At 72.2% G+C, this 17,358-nt stretch carries 21 protein-coding genes; 11 read left to right on the top strand and 10 right to left on the bottom strand.

Annotation, left to right across the window (positions count from 1 at the left end):
• The first annotated feature begins 102 nt into the window (after positions 1 to 102).
• Both HEP81_RS09625 and HEP81_RS09620 read left to right on the top strand, forming a co-directional pair.
• Complete coding sequence (locus HEP81_RS09625; protein WP_037655407.1) at positions 103 to 981, top strand: ABC transporter ATP-binding protein; 879 nt, start codon at positions 103 to 105, stop codon at positions 979 to 981.
• On the top strand, positions 978 to 1,649 hold the full coding sequence (locus tag HEP81_RS09620; protein ID WP_037655409.1) for a hypothetical protein: 672 nt from the start codon (positions 978 to 980) through the stop codon (positions 1,647 to 1,649). Before HEP81_RS09625 ends, HEP81_RS09620 begins: the two co-directional genes overlap by 4 nt.
• A gap of 3 nt (positions 1,650 to 1,652) precedes the next feature.
• On the opposite strand, the gene HEP81_RS09615 is transcribed toward HEP81_RS09620, so the two are convergent.
• The 7 genes from HEP81_RS09615 to zapE form a co-directional block, all read right to left on the bottom strand.
• Positions 1,653 to 2,507: a polysaccharide deacetylase family protein gene (locus HEP81_RS09615; RefSeq protein ID WP_037655410.1), complete on the bottom strand. Its 855-nt coding sequence runs from the start codon at positions 2,505 to 2,507 to the stop codon at positions 1,653 to 1,655.
• A gap of 101 nt (positions 2,508 to 2,608) precedes the next feature.
• Positions 2,609 to 4,171, bottom strand: a complete 1,563-nt coding sequence (locus tag HEP81_RS09610; RefSeq protein WP_037655414.1) for an FAD-dependent oxidoreductase — start codon at positions 4,169 to 4,171, stop codon at positions 2,609 to 2,611.
• Between the two features lie 30 nt (positions 4,172 to 4,201).
• The gene (locus HEP81_RS09605; RefSeq protein WP_037655416.1) at positions 4,202 to 5,044 is read right to left on the bottom strand and encodes a PPK2 family polyphosphate kinase; all 843 of its coding nucleotides are present in this window, start codon (positions 5,042 to 5,044) and stop codon (positions 4,202 to 4,204) included.
• A 72-nt stretch (positions 5,045 to 5,116) separates the two neighbouring features.
• Entirely contained in the window at positions 5,117 to 5,578 is a 462-nt protein-coding gene (locus tag HEP81_RS09600; RefSeq protein WP_051850150.1) for a YbhB/YbcL family Raf kinase inhibitor-like protein, read from the bottom strand.
• A 9-nt stretch (positions 5,579 to 5,587) separates the two neighbouring features.
• Positions 5,588 to 6,535: a slipin family protein gene (locus tag HEP81_RS09595; RefSeq protein ID WP_243279792.1), complete on the bottom strand. Its 948-nt coding sequence runs from the start codon at positions 6,533 to 6,535 to the stop codon at positions 5,588 to 5,590.
• A gap of 84 nt (positions 6,536 to 6,619) precedes the next feature.
• The gene (locus tag HEP81_RS09590; protein ID WP_037655419.1) at positions 6,620 to 7,198 is read right to left on the bottom strand and encodes a carbonic anhydrase; all 579 of its coding nucleotides are present in this window, start codon (positions 7,196 to 7,198) and stop codon (positions 6,620 to 6,622) included.
• Positions 7,199 to 7,346: 148 nt separating this feature from the next.
• Entirely contained in the window at positions 7,347 to 8,450 is a 1,104-nt protein-coding gene (zapE, locus tag HEP81_RS09585; protein ID WP_037655421.1) for a cell division protein ZapE, read from the bottom strand.
• A gap of 37 nt (positions 8,451 to 8,487) precedes the next feature.
• On the opposite strand from zapE, the gene HEP81_RS09580 reads away from it, so the two are divergent.
• From HEP81_RS09580 to HEP81_RS09545, 8 genes are all read left to right on the top strand, one after another.
• Positions 8,488 to 9,282 carry a pyrimidine reductase family protein gene (locus tag HEP81_RS09580; RefSeq protein WP_037655423.1) on the top strand — a complete coding sequence of 265 codons (795 nt, stop codon included), beginning with the start codon at positions 8,488 to 8,490 and terminating at the stop codon, positions 9,280 to 9,282.
• A 130-nt stretch (positions 9,283 to 9,412) separates the two neighbouring features.
• A complete protein-coding gene (locus tag HEP81_RS09575; RefSeq protein WP_172636825.1) occupies positions 9,413 to 9,886 on the top strand; it encodes an indole-3-glycerol phosphate synthase in 474 nt (157 codons plus the stop codon).
• A 76-nt stretch (positions 9,887 to 9,962) separates the two neighbouring features.
• Positions 9,963 to 11,354 carry a UDP-N-acetylmuramate--L-alanine ligase gene (gene murC, locus HEP81_RS09570; protein ID WP_037655426.1) on the top strand — a complete coding sequence of 464 codons (1,392 nt, stop codon included), beginning with the start codon at positions 9,963 to 9,965 and terminating at the stop codon, positions 11,352 to 11,354.
• A gap of 13 nt (positions 11,355 to 11,367) precedes the next feature.
• Positions 11,368 to 11,775 carry a peptide-methionine (R)-S-oxide reductase MsrB gene (msrB, locus tag HEP81_RS09565; RefSeq protein WP_037655428.1) on the top strand — a complete coding sequence of 136 codons (408 nt, stop codon included), beginning with the start codon at positions 11,368 to 11,370 and terminating at the stop codon, positions 11,773 to 11,775.
• A 131-nt stretch (positions 11,776 to 11,906) separates the two neighbouring features.
• On the top strand, positions 11,907 to 13,019 hold the full coding sequence (locus HEP81_RS09560) for an ABC transporter ATP-binding protein (protein ID WP_037655430.1): 1,113 nt from the start codon (positions 11,907 to 11,909) through the stop codon (positions 13,017 to 13,019).
• Complete coding sequence (locus tag HEP81_RS09555; protein WP_037655432.1) at positions 13,016 to 13,666, top strand: ABC transporter permease; 651 nt, start codon at positions 13,016 to 13,018, stop codon at positions 13,664 to 13,666. Before HEP81_RS09560 ends, HEP81_RS09555 begins: the two co-directional genes overlap by 4 nt.
• Positions 13,663 to 14,331, top strand: a complete 669-nt coding sequence (locus HEP81_RS09550; protein ID WP_037655434.1) for an ABC transporter permease — start codon at positions 13,663 to 13,665, stop codon at positions 14,329 to 14,331. The genes HEP81_RS09555 and HEP81_RS09550 overlap by 4 nt, the downstream gene beginning before the upstream one ends.
• A gap of 101 nt (positions 14,332 to 14,432) precedes the next feature.
• Positions 14,433 to 15,353 (top strand): ABC transporter substrate-binding protein, encoded by a 921-nt coding sequence (locus tag HEP81_RS09545; RefSeq protein WP_037655435.1) that lies wholly within the window; start codon positions 14,433 to 14,435, stop codon positions 15,351 to 15,353.
• A 193-nt stretch (positions 15,354 to 15,546) separates the two neighbouring features.
• Here the strand turns inward: HEP81_RS09545 and HEP81_RS42635 are convergent, their stop codons facing one another.
• On the bottom strand, positions 15,547 to 15,879 hold the full coding sequence (locus HEP81_RS42635) for a helix-turn-helix domain-containing protein (protein WP_397912151.1): 333 nt from the start codon (positions 15,877 to 15,879) through the stop codon (positions 15,547 to 15,549).
• A 182-nt stretch (positions 15,880 to 16,061) separates the two neighbouring features.
• Between HEP81_RS42635 and HEP81_RS09535 the strand changes: the two genes are divergently transcribed.
• Complete coding sequence (locus tag HEP81_RS09535; protein ID WP_037655439.1) at positions 16,062 to 16,295, top strand: hypothetical protein; 234 nt, start codon at positions 16,062 to 16,064, stop codon at positions 16,293 to 16,295.
• 63 nt (positions 16,296 to 16,358) lie between these two features.
• Here the strand turns inward: HEP81_RS09535 and HEP81_RS09530 are convergent, their stop codons facing one another.
• Both HEP81_RS09530 and HEP81_RS09525 read right to left on the bottom strand, forming a co-directional pair.
• A complete protein-coding gene (locus tag HEP81_RS09530; RefSeq protein ID WP_037655442.1) occupies positions 16,359 to 16,814 on the bottom strand; it encodes a tellurite resistance TerB family protein in 456 nt (151 codons plus the stop codon).
• Between the two features lie 98 nt (positions 16,815 to 16,912).
• Positions 16,913 to 17,353 carry a DUF6114 domain-containing protein gene (locus HEP81_RS09525; RefSeq protein WP_172636824.1) on the bottom strand — a complete coding sequence of 147 codons (441 nt, stop codon included), beginning with the start codon at positions 17,351 to 17,353 and terminating at the stop codon, positions 16,913 to 16,915.
• Positions 17,354 to 17,358: the final 5 nt, after the last annotated feature.

The following is a 17,358-nucleotide window of genomic DNA, read 5'->3' as shown; positions in this document are numbered from 1 at the left end:
GGAATGCACGTCCTACAGCGTGCGACCGGCGTACGACCGGCGCGCGTCCCACATCGCGAGGACCCTCCCCGCCCGGCATGACGCCTGAAGAAGAATGGCCCCATGCACCGTGACCTGCGACTGACCGCCGTGGGCCGCCGCTACGGCGTCCGCGGCCCCTGGGTGTTACGAGGCGTCGACCTCACCATCGCCCCCGGCACCCTGACCCGGATAGAGGGGGCGAACGGCACCGGGAAATCGACCCTGCTGCGCCTGCTCGCCCGGCTCGACGCGCCCACCGAGGGCCGGATCACCGGCCGCCCCCGCACCGCCTATGTGCCGGAGCGGTTCCCGTCCGCGCTGCCCTTCACGGCCGCCGGATACCTGACCCGGCTCGGCACCGTCCACGGCCTGTCCCGCGCCTCCGCCGCCCGCGCCGCCGGGGCCTGGCTGGAGCGGTTCGGGGCGGCCGCGTACGCCGGCACGCCGATGGCGCGGCTGTCCAAGGGCAGCAGCCAGAAGATCGCCGTCGCACAGGCGCTGCTCGCCGATCCCGAGCTGCTGGTCCTGGACGAGGCGTGGACCGGGCTCGACGCGGACGCGCGGGACGAGCTGGAGCGGGCGGTGGCCGAGCGGACCGCCGCGGGCGGCGCCGTCGTCTTCGTGGACCACGACCCGCGACGGCTCGCGGGGGCGCCGGACGCGACGTACACCGTGATCGAAGGCGGGCTCAAGTCCGGTGCGGGTGGCGGCGGTCCGGCTGCCGGGGCGCTCGCCGTCATCGTCGTACAAGGCGGCGGGCAGCTGCCGCCCGACGCGGCACGGCTCGTCACCACCGCCGAGGAGACAGGTCCCGGCCGCCACCGGCTGACCGTCCCCGCCTCCCACTCCGACGTCCTGCTGCGCACCCTGCTCGCGACCAGCCCGCCCTGGCATGTCGTCAGCGTCGCACCACCCGCCGGCACCGCCGGGCCACCCCTCGACCCCCGGAGCCGGGTATGAGCGCACTCCTGCGTTATCACGTCGAACTGCTGCTGCGCTCGCAGCGGTGGCTGGCTCCGGTGATCCTGTACGCCGCGTTCCTGGGGGTCGGGGTGCAGGGCGGGCAGCCGGTGCTGGACTCGCTCGGGTACGCGGCCGCCGGGCTGCTGCCGGTGGCCGCCTGGCTGGTGCGGATCTGTGTCACCGGGGAGCCGCCCGCCGCCCGTGCCGTCGTGGCCGCGCCGCACGGACCCGCGCGGGCGCACCTCGCGTGTCTGCTGACGGCGCTGCTCGCCGCGGCCGTCCTCGGTACGGCGGCGACGCTCGTCGTCACCCTGATCAGCGACCCGGCGAGCAACGGCGCCCGGGTCAGGGTGGATCGCCTGGGCGCCGGCGCGGCCGGTCTTGCGGCCGCGTACGCCTGCGCGCTGCTCGGCGCGGCCGTGGGCGCCCTCACCCACTGGCCGCTGCTGCGCTCCGCCGGGCGCGCGGTGCCCGCGATGCTGCTGGGCGCGCTGATGGCGACGGTGCTCGCGGGCTCCCCGGCGCAGGCCGCGGTCAGCGGCCTGGTCACCGGTTCGCAGTCCGGCCGGGTGCCGGTGCCGCTGCTGCCGCTCGCCGGGGCGGCCCTGCTCGCGGCCGCGGCCTTCGCCGCGGCCTGCGCGCTCACCGCCCGCAGAACACCCTGAGCGTCAGCGGTGGCCCTGGCTCGCGGCGATCATCTGGGAGACCTTCACGAACGTGTAGCCGCGCTTGCGCAGCTCCGGTACGACGGTACGGACGACCTGCTCGGTGGTCGGGGCGGCGCTGCGGGTGCAGTGCATGATGACCACCGAGCCGGGCCGCACCCCGTCCAGCACCTGCTTGGTCACCGCGTCGGCGTCCGTGGCGAACGCGTCCCCGCTCACCACGTCCCACTGGATCGCGGTCACCCCGAGCCCGCTGAACGCGCGCAGCGTCTGCTGGTCGTAACAGCCGCCGGGGAAACGGAGGTACGGCAGCGCGTTGCGCAGGCCCGCCTTGCGGAAGGCGGTGTACGCCCGCTCGACGTCCGCGCGGCCGTGTTCCGCGTCCATGGTCGGCAGTCCGTAGCAGCTCGGGGTGAACGCGTAGTGGCTGTAGGAGTGGTTGGCGACCTCGAACCGCGGGTCGTCCCCGAGACTGCGGGCCTCGTCCGGGTACTCCTCGGCCCACCGGCCGGTCATGAAGATGGTCGCGGGCACCTTCAGCGTTCGCAGGGCGCCGATCAGACCGGGGTTGTCGAAGTGCTCGCCGGAGGCGGCGCGGGGCCCCTCGTCGGCGGTCATGTCGGCGTCGAAGGTCAACGCCACGATCTTGCCCTTGTCGCGCGGGCCGTGTTCGAAGACCGGGGTGATGCCGCCGGGGCCCGGGGAGAGCACGGGCGGGCGGGTGGCGGACGGGGAGGCGGAGACGGGGGACTTGGCCGGGGCCGGGCGGGTGCTGCCCGTGGGGCCCGCGGTTCCGCAGGCGGCGAGAGCCGCGCCCAGAGCACAAACGGCGGTCATACGGCGTACTAGTGGGATCACCGTACGAACGTAGGACTGTTTGATCGTTTGTATGGCGATATGTCCCGTGGCGCGGCGGTACGGTCACCCGCGCGGCGGTCGGCTCAGGGGCGCCCCGGGGCTCACTCGGCGTCCCGCTCCGGGTCGTCCGCCGCCACGCTCGGGGTCGATTCGAGGTCCCGCTGCTCCAACGGCCGTACCGCGGGCCCCTGGAGCACCCGCCCGTCGACATCGAATCGGGAGCCGTGGCAGGGGCATTCCCAGGCGCGTTCGGCGCGGTTGAAGGCGACCAGGCAGCCCAGATGGGTGCAGCGGGCCGAGACGGCGTGCAGCGCGCCCGCGTCGTCGCGGTGCACGGCGAGCCGCTGCTCACCGGCCCGGACCAGCGCGCCGTCGCCCGGCTCCAGTTCGTCGAGGTCGACCGGCGGCTTCAGTCGGTCGCCGACGAAGTGCCGGGCCACCTCGGCCTGCGTCCTGAGCAGCGCGGGCGCCTCGCGCACCACAGACTTCAGGCGCCGGGGGTCGTACAGCTCCCGCCAGGGGCTGTCCCGGCCGGTGATCAGCGCGGTGAGCAGCAGCCCGGCCATGATGCCGCCGCTCAGGCCCCAGCCGCCGAAGCCCGTGGCCACATAGGTGTGCCGGGCGCCCGGGTGCAGCGGGCCGACCAGTGGCACGGTGTCGGTGGCGTCGTTGTCCTGGGTGGCCCAGGCACGGTCGAGGCGCACCCCGGGGAAGTGCCGCTCGGCCCACGCGGCGAGCCCGTCGAGAGCGGCGCCCGGATCTCCGGTCCCCGGCGTGAAGTGCTGCCCGGTGACCACGAGCAGCCGCCCGCCGTCGTACGGCGCTGTCCGCACCGAACGGGTGTTCTCCTCGGGCGTGATGTACATGCCCCCGGGGTCGGGCCCCTCGCCCAGCGGCCCGGCGACGACCAGTTCCCGGCGCGGATGCAGCCGGGCGAACAGCAGGGCGCGGTCGAACACCGGGTAGTGCGTGGCGACGACGACATCCCGGGCGGTGACGGTACGGCCCGTCTCGGTCGTGAGCCGGCAGGGTCCGGAGGTGCCGCCCTCGTCCAGGCCGACGACCCGGGTCCCCTCGTACACCCGGCCGCCGCGCGCGATCAGGTCCTCGGTGAGCGCCCGCAGGTATTTCACCGGGTGGTACTGCGCCTGCCCGGTCACCCGCACCGCGCCCGCCACCGGGAACGGCAGCCCTGTCTCGGTCGTGAACGACGCGTCCAGGCCCGCCTCCCGCGCGGCCCGTGCCTCCGTCCGCACCTCGTCCGCCCGCTCCGGGTCCCGTACATAGGTGTACGCGTCCCGGGTCTCCCACTCGCAGTCGATGCCCAGCTCGGCCACCAGGTCCGCCGCGTGCGCGATCGCCTCGGACTGCGAACGGGCGTACAGCCGCGCCCCCTCGGGCCCGCGGGTGTGCCGCAGCCGGTCGTAGATCAGGGTGTGCTGGGCGGTCAGCTTGGCCGTGGTGTGCCCGGTGACCCCGGCCGCCACCCGCCCGGCCTCCAGTACGACGACCCGCAGCCCGGCTCTGGCCAGTTCGTACGCGGTGCTTATCCCGGCCATCCCGGCGCCGATCACGGCCGCGTCGGCCTCGATGTCCTCGGCGAGGGCGGGATGGGCGGGACCAGGTGCGGTGTCCAGCCAGTACGACTCGGTGACCTTGCGCATGGCGGCCGGGTACCCCGGGCCGGGGTCGGCTCACGTCTCCTTCAGCAGCCGCTCCCGGCACTCGGCCAGATCGAACGGGGACTGCGGATACTCGGGGTCCAGTTCCCGCAGGTGTTCGAGGAGAAGGCGGCCGACGGCCCAGTTCCGGTACCACTTGTGGTCGGCGGGGACCACATACCAGGGCGGGGCGGCGCAGTGTTCGAGGGCCAGCTCGTACGCCTGCTGGTAGGCGGGCCACAGGGCGCGCTCGTCGATGTCGGAGGGGGCGAACTTCCAGCGTTTGTCCGGGCGGTCGAGGCGGCGCAGCAGGCGGCGGCGCTGCTCCTCGTAGGACAGATGGAGGAAGCACTTGACCACGGTCACGCCCTCCTCGGTGAGGGCGCGTTCGAAGTCGTTGATCAGGCCGTAGCGGCTGCCGATCGCGGCGGCCGGCACCAGGCGCCGGACGCGGGCGACCAGGACGTCCTCGTAGTGCGAGCGGTCGAAGATGCCGATCTCGCCGGGCTGCGGGAGCGCCTGCCGCACCCGCCACAGGAAGTCGTGCCGCAGCTCCTCGGCGGTGGGTGCCTTGAAGGCCCGGATACGACAGCCCGAGGGGTTGAGGTGGCCGATCACATGCTTGACGGTGCCGCCCTTGCCGCTGGTGTCCATCCCCTGGAGCACCAGCAGCACCCGGCGCCGGTCGCCCGCGGTGCCCGCCGCCCACAGCCGCTCCTGGAGTTCGGCCAGTTCCTCGCCCATGCGTTCGGCGTCGGCGAGCGAGGCATGTTTGTCGCCGGGGGCGCCCGGGGTGGCCGCCGGGTCGTGTGCGGCCAGGTCGACGGTCTCGCCCGGTGACAGGCGCAGCAGGCGCCGCAGATCTCGTTTCGCCACGGGCGTCCCTTCCGGCTCGGCGTCCTTCGATGGTGCGTCGCCGGGCACCCGACACGCCAGCCCGGGGTCCGTTCAGCGTCCGTGGCGGCCGGTCAGGGTGCCGGTGGCGAGGCTGTGGCCGACCAGGGCGCGCCGCAGGTCGTCGAGGGAGGCGCCGGAGGACGCGTCGGGGGAGAGGGGTGGGTGGCGGTCGGTGGCGTAGACCGTGAGGACGTGGCGGTGCGGGCGGTCGCCGTGCGGCGGGCAGTCGGCGGGTGCCCGCGTCGGGGTCTCGGAGCAGCCAGTGGGTGAAGGTGCCGCCCGGCGCGTCGAGATCCCGCACCGCCCTGGGGCGCGGGTGTCCGCGGGTACTCCGGCGAGGTCGATCGGGGGCGAGACGTCCGCGCCGTCATAGGTGAAGCGGCGGGCGGCGGCCGGGGTCGTCGTGACCGTCCTGCCGGTGGGGGAGGCTGCACCGGTCGCGTCGCCGGTGCCGCCTCCGCGGCCCGTGGCGGCGGTCAGGACGGTCGCCGCCGTCACCGAGCTCTTGCGCATGCCCGCACGCTAGTCGCTGCGCGAGCCTCCTCCGGGGTTCGGCGTGAGGTGGTGGCGGCCGATCTCGGGGCCGGGGGCGCCGTTCAGATCCGGGGCTTGTGTCAGGTCGCCGTTCGGGGTGGTCTCCTCGGGGGTGATCTCCTTGGGGGGCTGCTCCGGGGTCTGGTGTGCCGTGCCCTCGGTGGGCGGTGTGTCCGGCCGGTTGCCGCGCTCCAGGAAGTGCAGCAGTTCCACCGGGATCGGCAGGACCAGGGTGGAGTTCTTCTCCGCGGAGACGGCCATCACCGTCTGGAGCAGGCGCAGCTGGAGCGCGGCCGGGGTGCCGGACATCTGCTGGGCGGCCTCGGCGAGCTTCTTGGACGCCTGGAGTTCGGCGTCGGCGTTGATGATCCGGGCCCGGCGCTCCCGGTCCGCCTCGGCCTGGCGGGCCATGGACCGCTTCATCGTGTCGGGCAGCGAGACATCCTTGATCTCGACCCGGTCCACCTGGATGCCCCAGCCCACGGCCGGGCTGTCGATCATCAGCTCCAGGCCCTGGTTGAGCTGCTCGCGGTTGGAGAGCAGATCGTCCAGGTCGCTCTTGCCGATGATCGAACGCAGCGAGGTCTGCGCCATCTGTGAGACGGCGAACTTGTAGTCCTCGACCTTCACCAGCGCGCTCGTCGCGTCGACCACCCGGAAGTAGACGACCGCGTCCACGCGCACGGTGACGTTGTCGCGGGTGATGCCCTCCTGGGCGGGGATCGGCAGCGTGACGATCTGCATATTGACCTTCGCCAGCCGGTCCACGAAGGGAATGATCAGCGTGAGGCCCGGCGGCCGTACCTCACCGGCGACCCGGCCGAGCCGGAACAGCACCCCGCGCTCGTACTGCTTGACCACGCGGGCCGCCATCCCCGTGTACACCAGGGCGACGCAGACCAGCGCGACGATCGCCCCCACCAGCTCCTGGAGCATGACGACCTCCTCACCAGAGGTCTGATTCATCCGTCAATGCCACGATATGCCTATTTTGGCCATGCGGGATCCGTGCCCGGTGGATCAGAGGGATTCGAAGGTGTCGGTCTCCGCTCGATGGGCCCGCACCGCGCCGGTGTGCACCTCGTAGTACCAGCCGTGCAGCCCCAGTCGGCCCTCGGCGAGGCCCCGCTGCACGCAGGGGTACGAGCGCAGCCGCAGCAGCTGGGTCAGCACATGGCACTGCACGGCCTCGGCGACCTCCGGATCCTCCGGCGCGCCGGAGGGGCGGGGCGCGGCATGGGCCAGCCAGTCGCGCACGGCCGGTACGGCCGTCAGGTCGTCGCCCCGCACCAGCGCGCCGACGGCGCCGCAGTGCGAATGGCCGCAGACCACGATGTCGCGGACGCCGAGCACCTCCACGGCGTACTCGATGGTGGCCGCCTCGCTGGTGGGGTGGGCGGAGGTGTGCGGCGGGACGATGTTGCCCGCCGTGCGCAGCTCGAACAGCTGGCCCGGGCGGGCGCCGGTGATCAGGGCCGGGACGACCCGGGAGTCGGAGCAGGTGATGAACAGGACCTGCGGGGACTGTCCGGCGCCGTGCCGGGCGAACTCCTCGGGGCGGTCGCCGAAACTACGGGCGTTGTCGATGAGGGGCTGCATAGGGGGCCATCCATGCCTCTCGTCCGAGCCAACCAATGGTCAATGGAAGGTCAAGAAAGACATTAGCGCGGCAAAGCCCCCCATGGGCGGAAATTCACCCTATGGGGGGATGGAGCCCTCTGGTCGGGAACCGACGAGACCCTTCCGGTCAGGAACCGACGAGCCCCTTCGCGTCCCGGGCGAGCGCCGTGAGGCGGGATATCGCGCGGAAGTACTTCTTGCGGTAGCCGCCGTTCAGCATCTCCTCGCTGAACAGCTTGTCGAAGGGCAGTCCGGACGCCAGGACCGGGACCTCGCGGTCGTAGAGCCGGTCCGCGAGCACCACCAGGCGCAGCGCCGTCGACTGGTCCGGCACCGGGCGCACATCGGTGAGGCAGACCGCCTTCAGATCGTCGGTCAGCGCGCCGTACCGGCTCGGGTGCACCTTGGCCAGGTGGTCCAGCAGACGCGGGAAGTCGTCGAGGGAGGCGCCCTCGGTGGCGTACGCCGCCTTGGTCACCTGCTCGTCGGTGAACGGCGCGGGCGCCTCGGGCAGACCCCGGTGGCGGTAGTCCTCGCCGTCGATGCGCAGGGCTCGGAAGTGGGCGGACAGTCCCTGGATCTCGCGCAGGAAGTCGGCGGCCGCGAACCGGCCCTCGCCCAGCTTGCCGGGCAGCGTGTTGGAGGTGGCGGCGAGCGCGACCCCGGCCTCGACCAGCTTGCCGAGCAGCGTCGAGACGAGCACCGTGTCGCCCGGGTCGTCCAGCTCGAACTCGTCGATGCACAGCAGCCGGTGCTCGGACAGGGTCCGCACGGTCTGCTGGAAGCCGAGGGCGCCGACCAGGTTGGTCAGCTCCACGAAGGTGCCGAACGCCTTGCGGGAGGGCTCGGCGGGGGTGGCGTGCCACAGGGAGGCGAGCAGATGGGTCTTGCCGACGCCGTAACCGCCGTCGAGATAGACACCGCGGGGGCCCGCCGGGGTCTTGGGCGCCTTCGCCCGGCCGAGGCCGAGGAAGCCGCGCCGGCCCGCGCCGGAGGCGTGCGCCCCGCCGAGCCCGGCCGCGAAGCCCTCCAGGACCGTGACGGCCTCGGTCTGGCTGGGCTGGTTCGGGTCCGGTATGTACGTCGAGAAGCGGACCGAGTCGAAGCGCGGCGGCGGCACCATCTCGGCGACCAGCCGGTCCGCGGGGACGTGCGGCTCGCGCTCGCAGAGGGAGAGGGGGCCCGCTTCGGTCAGGGCGCTGGATCCGGGGGCGGTGGTGGAGGACGACACGATTACCCATGCTAAGCGCCGTGTCACACTGCACGACATGCGACGCCTGTTCCCTGTGACCTACGAAACACCAGCCCAGGCTTCCGGCGGGGGCGAAAGGGGCGCGGCGGGCGCCGACCGCGAGTGGAGCCTCGCCGAGCTGGCCGCCGCCTACGCCTACCCGGCGAAGCGCCCCTGGCTGCGCGGCAACATGGTGTCCTCGCTGGACGGCGCCGCCCAGCACGACGGCCACTCCCAGCCCATCTCCAGCGCCACCGACATGCGGATCTTCGGCACGCTGCGGGCGCTCGCGGATGTCGTGGTCGTCGGCGCAGAAACGGTACGGCAGGAGGGCTACCGCCCGGCCCGCGCCCGGGCGGACTTCGCCGCGGCGCGTGAGGCGGCAGGCCAGGGCCCCGCGCCGGCGATCGCGGTCGTCACGGCGAGCCTGGACCTGGACTTCTCGCTCCCGCTGTTCGCCTCGCCCCTGGTGCCCACGCTGATCCTGACCGGCGCCGCGGCCGCGCCCGAGAAGGTCGCCGCCGCCGAGAAGGCGGGCGCCCGGGTGGTCGTGGCGGGTGAGGGCATGGGCGTCGACCCCGAACGCGCCGTGCGCGCCCTCGCCGGGCTCGGCCACCACCGGCTGCTCACCGAGGGCGGGCCCCGGCTGCTCGGCCAGCTGATCGCCGCCGAGGTGCTGGACGAACTGTGTCTGACCCTGTCGCCGACGCTCACGGCGGGGGACGCGCAGCGGGTCGCCGGGGGGCCGTCGGTCGCCGTGCCGCGCCGCTTCGAACTCGTGTCCCTCCTGGAGGAGGACGGATTTCTGTTCGGTCGTTACCGTCGGCCCTGAAATCAGCGGAATCTGCCGTTCCGTTTGGTCTTCGGCGGGCACACTTAGACCCGCAGTACCCGTGCAGGCGCGGGGGAAAATGGTTTCCGCAGGGGTCCGGCCACGGCCCACGGAGGAGAAGAGGCGTTTGGTGTTCACAAGCGTTCTGATGATCGAGAAGGCAATGACGTCCGCGGACGTCGAGTTCGTCACCACGTTGCACGGCGACGAGCCGGTCGCCTTCCATGTGCTTCTCCAGCCGCGCGGCGACCAGGCGGACCGCCTGCTGCGGGCCATCGACGACATCGCGCTCGGCGAGCTGGACGAGGCGGTGCGCGAGCACGAGACCCCGGAGGGGGAGGACGCGCGCAGCGTCGGCCGGCAGGCCCTGGACGTCTCCGTCGCCGCCCTGCGGGCCTCCGGCAGCGTCGCCGACGGACGGCTGGTCGAGGACCATCCGCTGGACGCGCTGAAGGCGATCGTGGCGGAGGTGGGCGCGGACGAGGTGATCGTGCTCACCGACCCGCACTATGTGGAGGAGTTCTTCCACCGGGACTGGGCCTCGCGGGCCCGGCACAAGGTGGGGGTGCCGGTGCTGAAGCTGTTCTCGCACAGCAAGGCGTAGGGGCTTCACCGAAGGCGGGGGCCGAGCGCATAGGCTAGGCCCCGCTTCAGCTCGTACCGTCTCTGGGGAGAAACACATGGCACCCGGCCTTCCTGCCGCCATGGACCGACCGCACTTCATCGGCATCGGCGGCGCCGGGATGTCGGGGATCGCGAAGATCCTCGCGCAGCGCGGTGCCGAGGTCGCCGGCAGCGACGCCAAGGACTCGGCGACCGCGCAGGCGCTGCGGGCGCTCGGGGTCACCGTGCACCTCGGGCACGCCGCCGGGCACCTCGCCGACGACGCCAGCTGTGTCGTCGTCTCCTCGGCGATCCGCGAGGACAACCCGGAGCTGGCCCGCGCCGCCGAGCTGGGCATCCCGGTCGTGCACCGCTCGGACGCGCTGGCCGCGCTGATGCAGGGGCTGCGTCCGATCGCCGTGGCAGGCACGCACGGCAAGACGACCACCACCTCGATGCTGGCCGTCTCGCTCGGCGAACTGGGCCTGAAGCCCTCGTACGCCATCGGCGGCGACCTGGACGCGCCCGGATCCAACGCGCTGCACGGCGCGGGCGACATCTTCGTCGCCGAGGCGGACGAATCGGACCGCAGCTTCCACAAGTACGCGCCCGAGGTCGCCATCGTCCTCAACGTCGAGCTGGACCACCACGCCAACTACGCCTCGATGGACGAGATCTACGAGTCCTTCGAGACCTTCGCCGGGAAGATCGTGCCCGGCGGCACCCTGGTGATCTCCGCCGACCACGAGGGCGCCCGCGAGCTGACCCGGCGGCTGGCCGGATCGGTGCGGACGGTGACGTACGGCGAGGCCGCGGACGCCGATGTCCGGGTCACCGCCATCGTCCCGCAGGGCCTGAAGAGCCTGGTCACCGCCGTGGTCGACGGCGAGGAGCTGACCTTCGCGGTCTCCGTGCCCGGCCGGCACTACGCGCTCAACGCCGTCGCCGCGCTCGCCGCCGGCGCGGCCCTCGGCATCCCGGCCGCCGAGCTGGCGCCCGCCATCGCCGCCTACACCGGGGTCAAGCGGCGCCTCCAGCTCAAGGGCGAGGCCGCCGGGGTGCAGGTGATCGACTCCTACGCCCACCACCCCACCGAGATGACCGCGGACCTGGAGGCCATGCGGGCCGCCGCCGGGGACGCCCGGATCCTCGTCGTCTTCCAGCCGCATCTGTTCTCCCGCACCCAGGAACTGGGCAAGGAGATGGGCCAGGCCCTGGCGCTCGCCGACGCCTCGGTGGTCCTGGACATCTACCCGGCCCGCGAGGACCCGATCCCGGGTGTCACCAGCGAGCTGATCATCGACTCCGCGCGGACCGCGAACGCCGAGGTGACCGCGGTGCACGACAAGGCGGAGATCCCGGCCGTGATCGCGGGAATGGCCGGGCCCGGTGATCTCGTTCTCACCATGGGCGCGGGCGATGTGACCGACCTGGGCCCGCTGATCCTGGACCGCCTGTCGCAGCAGTAAGGGGCTGAGACCCATGTCGTACGACATCGAGAAGCCGGACGAGCAGTGGCGTGCGGAGCTGAGTCCGAACGAGTACGCGGTGCTGCGCCAGGCCGCGACCGAGCCCGCCTTCACCGGCGAGTACACGGACACCACGGCCAAGGGCGTCTACTCCTGCCGCGCCTGCGGTGCCGAGCTGTTCACCTCGGAGACCAAGTTCGCCTCGCACTGCGGCTGGCCGTCCTTCTTCGACCCGAAGGACACCGACGCCGTGGAGCTGATCGAGGACCGCTCCCACGGGATGGTCCGCACCGAGGTGCGCTGCGCCCGCTGCGGCTCGCACCTCGGGCATGTCTTCGCGGGGGAGGGGTATGCGACCCCCACCGACCAGCGGTACTGCATCAACTCGATCTCACTGAGGCTGGAGCCCGAGGCGGGCTGACACGCCTCGAACAGGCCGGATGAACCGGGCCGTTGCCGTCTAGACTCTCGCGGCAGCGGCCCGCGCGTCGTCGGCCGTGCCGTGGCCGCGGGCGGGCGGAGAGCTGTCAGACCCGGAGGGTGTTCGGCGTTTTGATACGGATAGATGCAGTCACGAAGCGGTACGACGACGGCACGGTCGCGGTCGACCGGCTGTCGCTTGAGATACCGGACCACGCGATCACCGTCCTCGTCGGGCCCTCCGGCTGCGGCAAGACGACGACCCTGCGGATGATCAACCGGATGGTGGAGCCCACCGAGGGCAGCATCCTCTTGGACGGCGCGGACATCCGGCAGCAGCCGGTCAACTCCCTGCGCCGGTCCATGGGTTACGTCATCCAGAACGCGGGGCTCTTCCAGCACCGCACCATCCTCGACAACATCGCCACCGTGCCCCGGCTGCTCGGCTGGACCAAGCAGAAGGCACGCGGGCGGGCCGCGGAACTGATGGCGCGGGTCGGCCTCGACGCGTCGCTGGCCAAGCGGTATCCGTACCAGCTCTCCGGTGGCCAGCAGCAGCGCGTCGGGGTGGCCCGCGCACTCGCCGCGGATCCGCCGGTGCTGCTGATGGACGAGCCGTTCTCCGCCGTCGACCCCGTGGTCCGCAAGGGGCTCCAGGACGAACTGCTGCGGATCCAGGACGAGTTGGGCAAGACGATCGTCTTCGTCACCCATGACATCGACGAGGCGATCAAGCTGGGCACCATGGTCGCCGTACTGCGCGAGGGCGGCCGGCTGGCCCAGTTCGCCCCGCCGGCCGAGCTGCTCAGCGCACCCGCCGACGCCTTCGTGGAGGACTTCCTCGGCGCCGACCGGGGCATCCGGCGGCTGTCCTTCTTCCCGTCCGACGCACTGGAGCTCGCGACCGCGCCGCTCGTCCCGCTCGACGCGGACGCCGACCGGCTCGCCGCCGCTGCCGACGCGCCCTACCTCCTGGTCACCGACGCCGACGGCCGGCCGCTCGGCTGGGCCGAGCCCGGTGCGCCCCTCGACCGGGACCGGCTCCTTGACCACGGGCGGCCGTTCCGGCCCGGCACCGACTCGCTGCGCACCGCCCTGGACGGGGCCGTGCTGTCACCGACCGGGTGGGCGGTCGCGGTGGACGGCGACGGGCGCGCCGTGGGCGTCGTGTCGCAGCAGGCCGTCGGGGAGGCGATCCGCGCCGCGCACGGCCGGGCCGGCGCCGAGGCGAAGGCCGCCCGATGAACGGCTTCTTCGATCTGCCGAGCGACCTCCAGTACAGCTACCTCGGACTCGTCGGACTGCATCTGCGCGAGGCGCTGATCCCGGTGCTGGCCGGGCTGATCGTCGCGCTGCCCATCGCCCAGCTGTGCGCCCGCTTCCGCTGGATCTACCCGCCCGTGCTCGGCCTCACCACCGTGCTCTACTCCATCCCCTCGCTCGCCTTCTTCGTCGTCCTCATCGACTACTTCGGGCAGAGCGAGACCACGGTGATGATCCCGCTCGCGGTCTACAGCCTGGTGGTGCTGGTCCCCGGCATCGTGGACGGCGTCCGCTCGGTGCCCCAGGAGACGCTGGCCGCCGCCGAGGCGATGGGCTTCGGCCCGCTGCGCCGCTATCTCCAGGTCCAACTCCCCATCGCCGCACCGGCGATCATCGCGGGCCTGCGGGTGGCGGTCATCTCCAGCCTGTCCCTGGTCAGCGTCGGCATGCTCATCGGCAACCAGGGCGCCCTGGGCAACATGCTCTACGACGCCAACACCTACCACCGGCCCGCCCTGGCCGTTAACTCGGTACTGACCACAGCGGTGTTGGGCGTCCTGGCCGACGCCCTGCTGGTCCTCGTGCGCCGACTGCTGACACCCTGGATGCCGAGGAAGGGCGCCCGGTGAACGTACTCAACCTCGTCCACGCCTTCTTCGGCGACGGCGCCCACTGGCACGGCTACGACGGCATACCGACCCGGCTCGCCGAGCACATCGGCTACTCGCTGGAGGCCCTGCTGATCGCCGCCGTGATCGGGCTGCCCGTCGGCCTGGTCACCGGGCACTACGGCCGGGGCGGCAACGCGCTCGCGCTGATCGCCACCGCGGGGCGGGCGCTGCCCAGCTTCGGGCTGCTGGTGCTGATGGTCCTGTGGATCGGGCTCGGGCTGCTGCCGGTGATGATCCCGCTGGTGGTGCTCGCCGTACCGCCGATCCTGGTCACCACCTACGAGGCGGTGCGCACCGTCGATCCGTCCCCGGTGGACGCCGCCCGGGGCATGGGGATGTCCGAGGCGCGGGTGCTGTTCCGGGTCGAGGTGCCGGTCGCGCTGCCGCTGATCCTCTCCGGGCTGCGCACGGCGGCCGTGCAGATCATCTCCACCGCCACCATCGCGGCGTACGTCGGGCTCGGCGGCCTCGGCCGCTACATCATCGACGGCCTCTACCAGCGCGACTACGAGAAGGTCGTGGGCGGCGCCGCGCTGGTCGCCGGGCTCGCCCTGGTGACCCTCCTGCTGTTCTGGGCGGCCGCCCGGGTCACCGTGTCACGCGGTGTACGCAGAAGTACCTGACGGGCGGGCCGCGTTCCCCTTCGTTTCCCTTCATCAAGAATGCGTTACAAGAGCCGGGCGCGCCGTTGACTCGGCGTCGAGCCCGTGGATTGGATCAGGTAGTGACTTCAACAAGCCAGATCAGCAGGTCCATACGGAGGAACAGGGGCGCGGCGGCGGCGGTCGCGCTCGCGATGGCGACGGCCCTGCTCGCGGGCTGCTCCGCCAAGTCCGGCGGCGTGGTCGTCGGCTCCAACAACTTCCCCGAGAGCAACCTCCTCGCCGACATCTACGGCGAGGCGCTCAAGGCCAAGGGGATCGACGTCACGTACAAGCCGAACATCGGCAGCCGCGAGACCACCTACGGTCTGCTGAAGAACGGTTCCGTCGCCGTACTGCCCGAGTACAACGGGGCGCTGCTGGCCTATCTCGACCCGAAGGCGACGCCGAAGAGCGCCGAGGAGACCACGGCGGCGATCAAGGCCAAGCTCGCCTCCAAGCTGACGCTGCTGGATCCCTCGTCGGCGCAGGACAAGGACACCCTGGCGGTCAACGCGGAGACGGCGCGGAAGTACCACCTCACCGCGCGGTCCAGCGCCGCCGATCTGAAGGCCGTCGCCAAGGACCTGGTGATCGGGGGCTCCCCGGAGTTCCAGACCCGGCAGCAGGGCCTGGTGGGCCTGAAGTCCGTCTACGGCCTGGACTTCAAGTCCTTCAAGGCCCTGGACGCGGGCGGCACGCTCACCCAGACCGCGCTGGCGAAGAACGACGTCCAGGTCGCGGACATCTTCAGCACCGACCCCACCATCGCCAAGGAGAAGTTCGTCGTCCTCAAGGACCCCCAGAACCTCTTCGGCTTCCAGAACGTCCAGCCCGTCGTCTCCAAGACCGCCCTGCCCAAGAAGGGCGTCGCCGCCCTGAACGCGGTCTCCGCCAAACTCGACACCGCGACCCTGCTCGACCTGGACACCCAGGTCCAACTCCAGCACAAGGACCCGCTGGACGTGGCGAAGGCGTGGCTGAAGTCGGCGGGGCTCGACTGACGGGCGAACCCGTCCCACCCGGTCTCGTCCCCCCCCGCGGCCGTACCGGCGGGGGGTCGGCGAGCTGATCGACGAGGGGACCGGTCCGATCCGGGTGGCCGGTCTGTGCGGTTACTGCCGTCGGCAGCCGTGAGTCCCTCGGCATCCTGCCGTTCTCCTGGCAGTTCCAGGAAGCCCTGCGGCGCGCCCCGCCTCAGCGCCGCTCGTCCGCGGCCGCCGCGAGGGCGCTGTTGCGGTAGTCCTGCGGCGAGGTGCCGAACGCGGCGCGGAACGCCCGGGTGAGAGCGGGGTGTCCCTTGAAGCCCCAGCGGTCCGCGATGCGATGGACCGGCATGTCGCGCAGCGCCGGGTCGGCGAGGTCGCGGCGGCGACCGTGGCCGGGGACAGCGTCACGTCGTGCAACCGCTGCCGGATGAAGGAGTCGACGCGCAGCAGCAGCGTGCGGCGCGCGCCCCGGCCCGTCGGCAACGGCCGTGCCGGCAGGGGGTCGAGTCCGCCGAGCGGCAGCCTCAGCAGACGCCGTCACCTGGATGCGGAACGGCTGCCAACTGTCGTACAGGGCCGGCTCGTCGGGGCGCACGACGGTCTCCCGCCCGGCCTGGCCCACGGTCAGGCCGGCGCCCACCGGGACGATGAGCCAGTCGCTCCGCCGCCTTCAGGTGCCGGGTTCCGAAGTCGCCGTGCGTGACACGGAACACGGGGGAACGGATGAGGAAGAGACGAGCCCTGTCGGTCTGCCTCAGCAACGCCTGGATCCAGGGGCACGCGACCTGGACGCTCGGGAACGTCACGAAGACCAGCATCGTGGTCAAGAGCATCCAGGTGTCCTACCGGGCGGGCGACACCCGCGACCGCAGCGAGACGTACGCGATCAACACCGGAGGCCCGGCCGACTGCTGTGGGCAGTCCGCCTTCGCCTACAAGCCTCAGCCGGTGAGCTGACGGGGGCGTGGGCCGGGGGCGCGACCGGAGTTCTCCGGCCGCGCCCCCGTGCCGTCGCGTCGGTCAGAGGTCGAACTCGTGCGGCGGGAGTTCCAGGGTGAAGCAGGCCTCGCGGACGACGGCCTGCTCGGTCTTGTCGAAGTCGCCGTCGGCGCCGCCGATGACGATGCCGATCTGGATGACGGCGCGGGCCTCGGCGGGCTTCTTCTTGGCCTTGGCGATCTCCTGGAGGACGCTCACCTTGCCGAAGGCGAAGTCGGTGGTGAGCTTGTTCAGATTGTCCTCGAAGCGGCGGCGCAGATCGTCCGCCGGGAAGTTCTGGAGCACCTCATTGGTGGCGATGAGCTGGGCCACGCGCTGGCGCTCGGAGGGGTCGACAGTGCCGTCCGCGGCGGCCACGAGGGCGCACATGGCCATGCTCGCGTCCCGGAAGGCGCCGCTCTTCAGATCGTTCTTCTTCGCCACCAGCTGGTTCTGCATCTGCGACGCGGATTCCTTGACGCGGTCCCACAGGGCCATGCTCGCTCCTCAGTTCAACGGCAGGTGCCCCGCGGCACCCACCGGCAACTTCTACAACACCGTAGAAACTGACGGTGGGGCCGGAAAGTTCCGGGACGTCATACCGCGCTCGTCCCGGCCTCCTCGGCGAGGGCCCGTGCCTGGCGGCGGCGCTTGCGGCGGCTCATCCGGGGCTCCTGGTCCGGCAGCCAGCCGAAGGCGAGACAGCTGCCGACGACACCGAGCAGCAGACCGATGAAGAAGCCGCCCAGGTTGGACGTGACCCAGGTGCCCAGCGACGCGAGCACCCCGAGGATGGAGTAGAAGAGCCGCTGGGTGGGGTTGAAGAGGACCAGCAGGCCCAGCAGCGCCATCAGGACCGGCAGCAGATAGCCGGCGAGCCCCTGCATGCCGATGTGCATCACGACCTTCAGCGACGCCTTCTCGGTCAGCAGGATCTCGCCGCCGCCCAGGGCGAGCAGCAGCCCGCCCCAGAACGGCCGGCGGGCCCGCCACGCCCGAAAGGAGCGCCGGGGAACCGGTCGGGGACTCTCCGCCACGGCGC

Origin of the sequence: Streptomyces griseofuscus, from assembly GCF_014673495.1 — a bacterium.
GTDB classification, from domain to species: domain Bacteria; phylum Actinomycetota; class Actinomycetes; order Streptomycetales; family Streptomycetaceae; genus Streptomyces; species Streptomyces murinus.
Note: the sequence above shows the minus strand (reverse complement) of the source record. Positions and strands in the feature narration are given on the sequence as shown.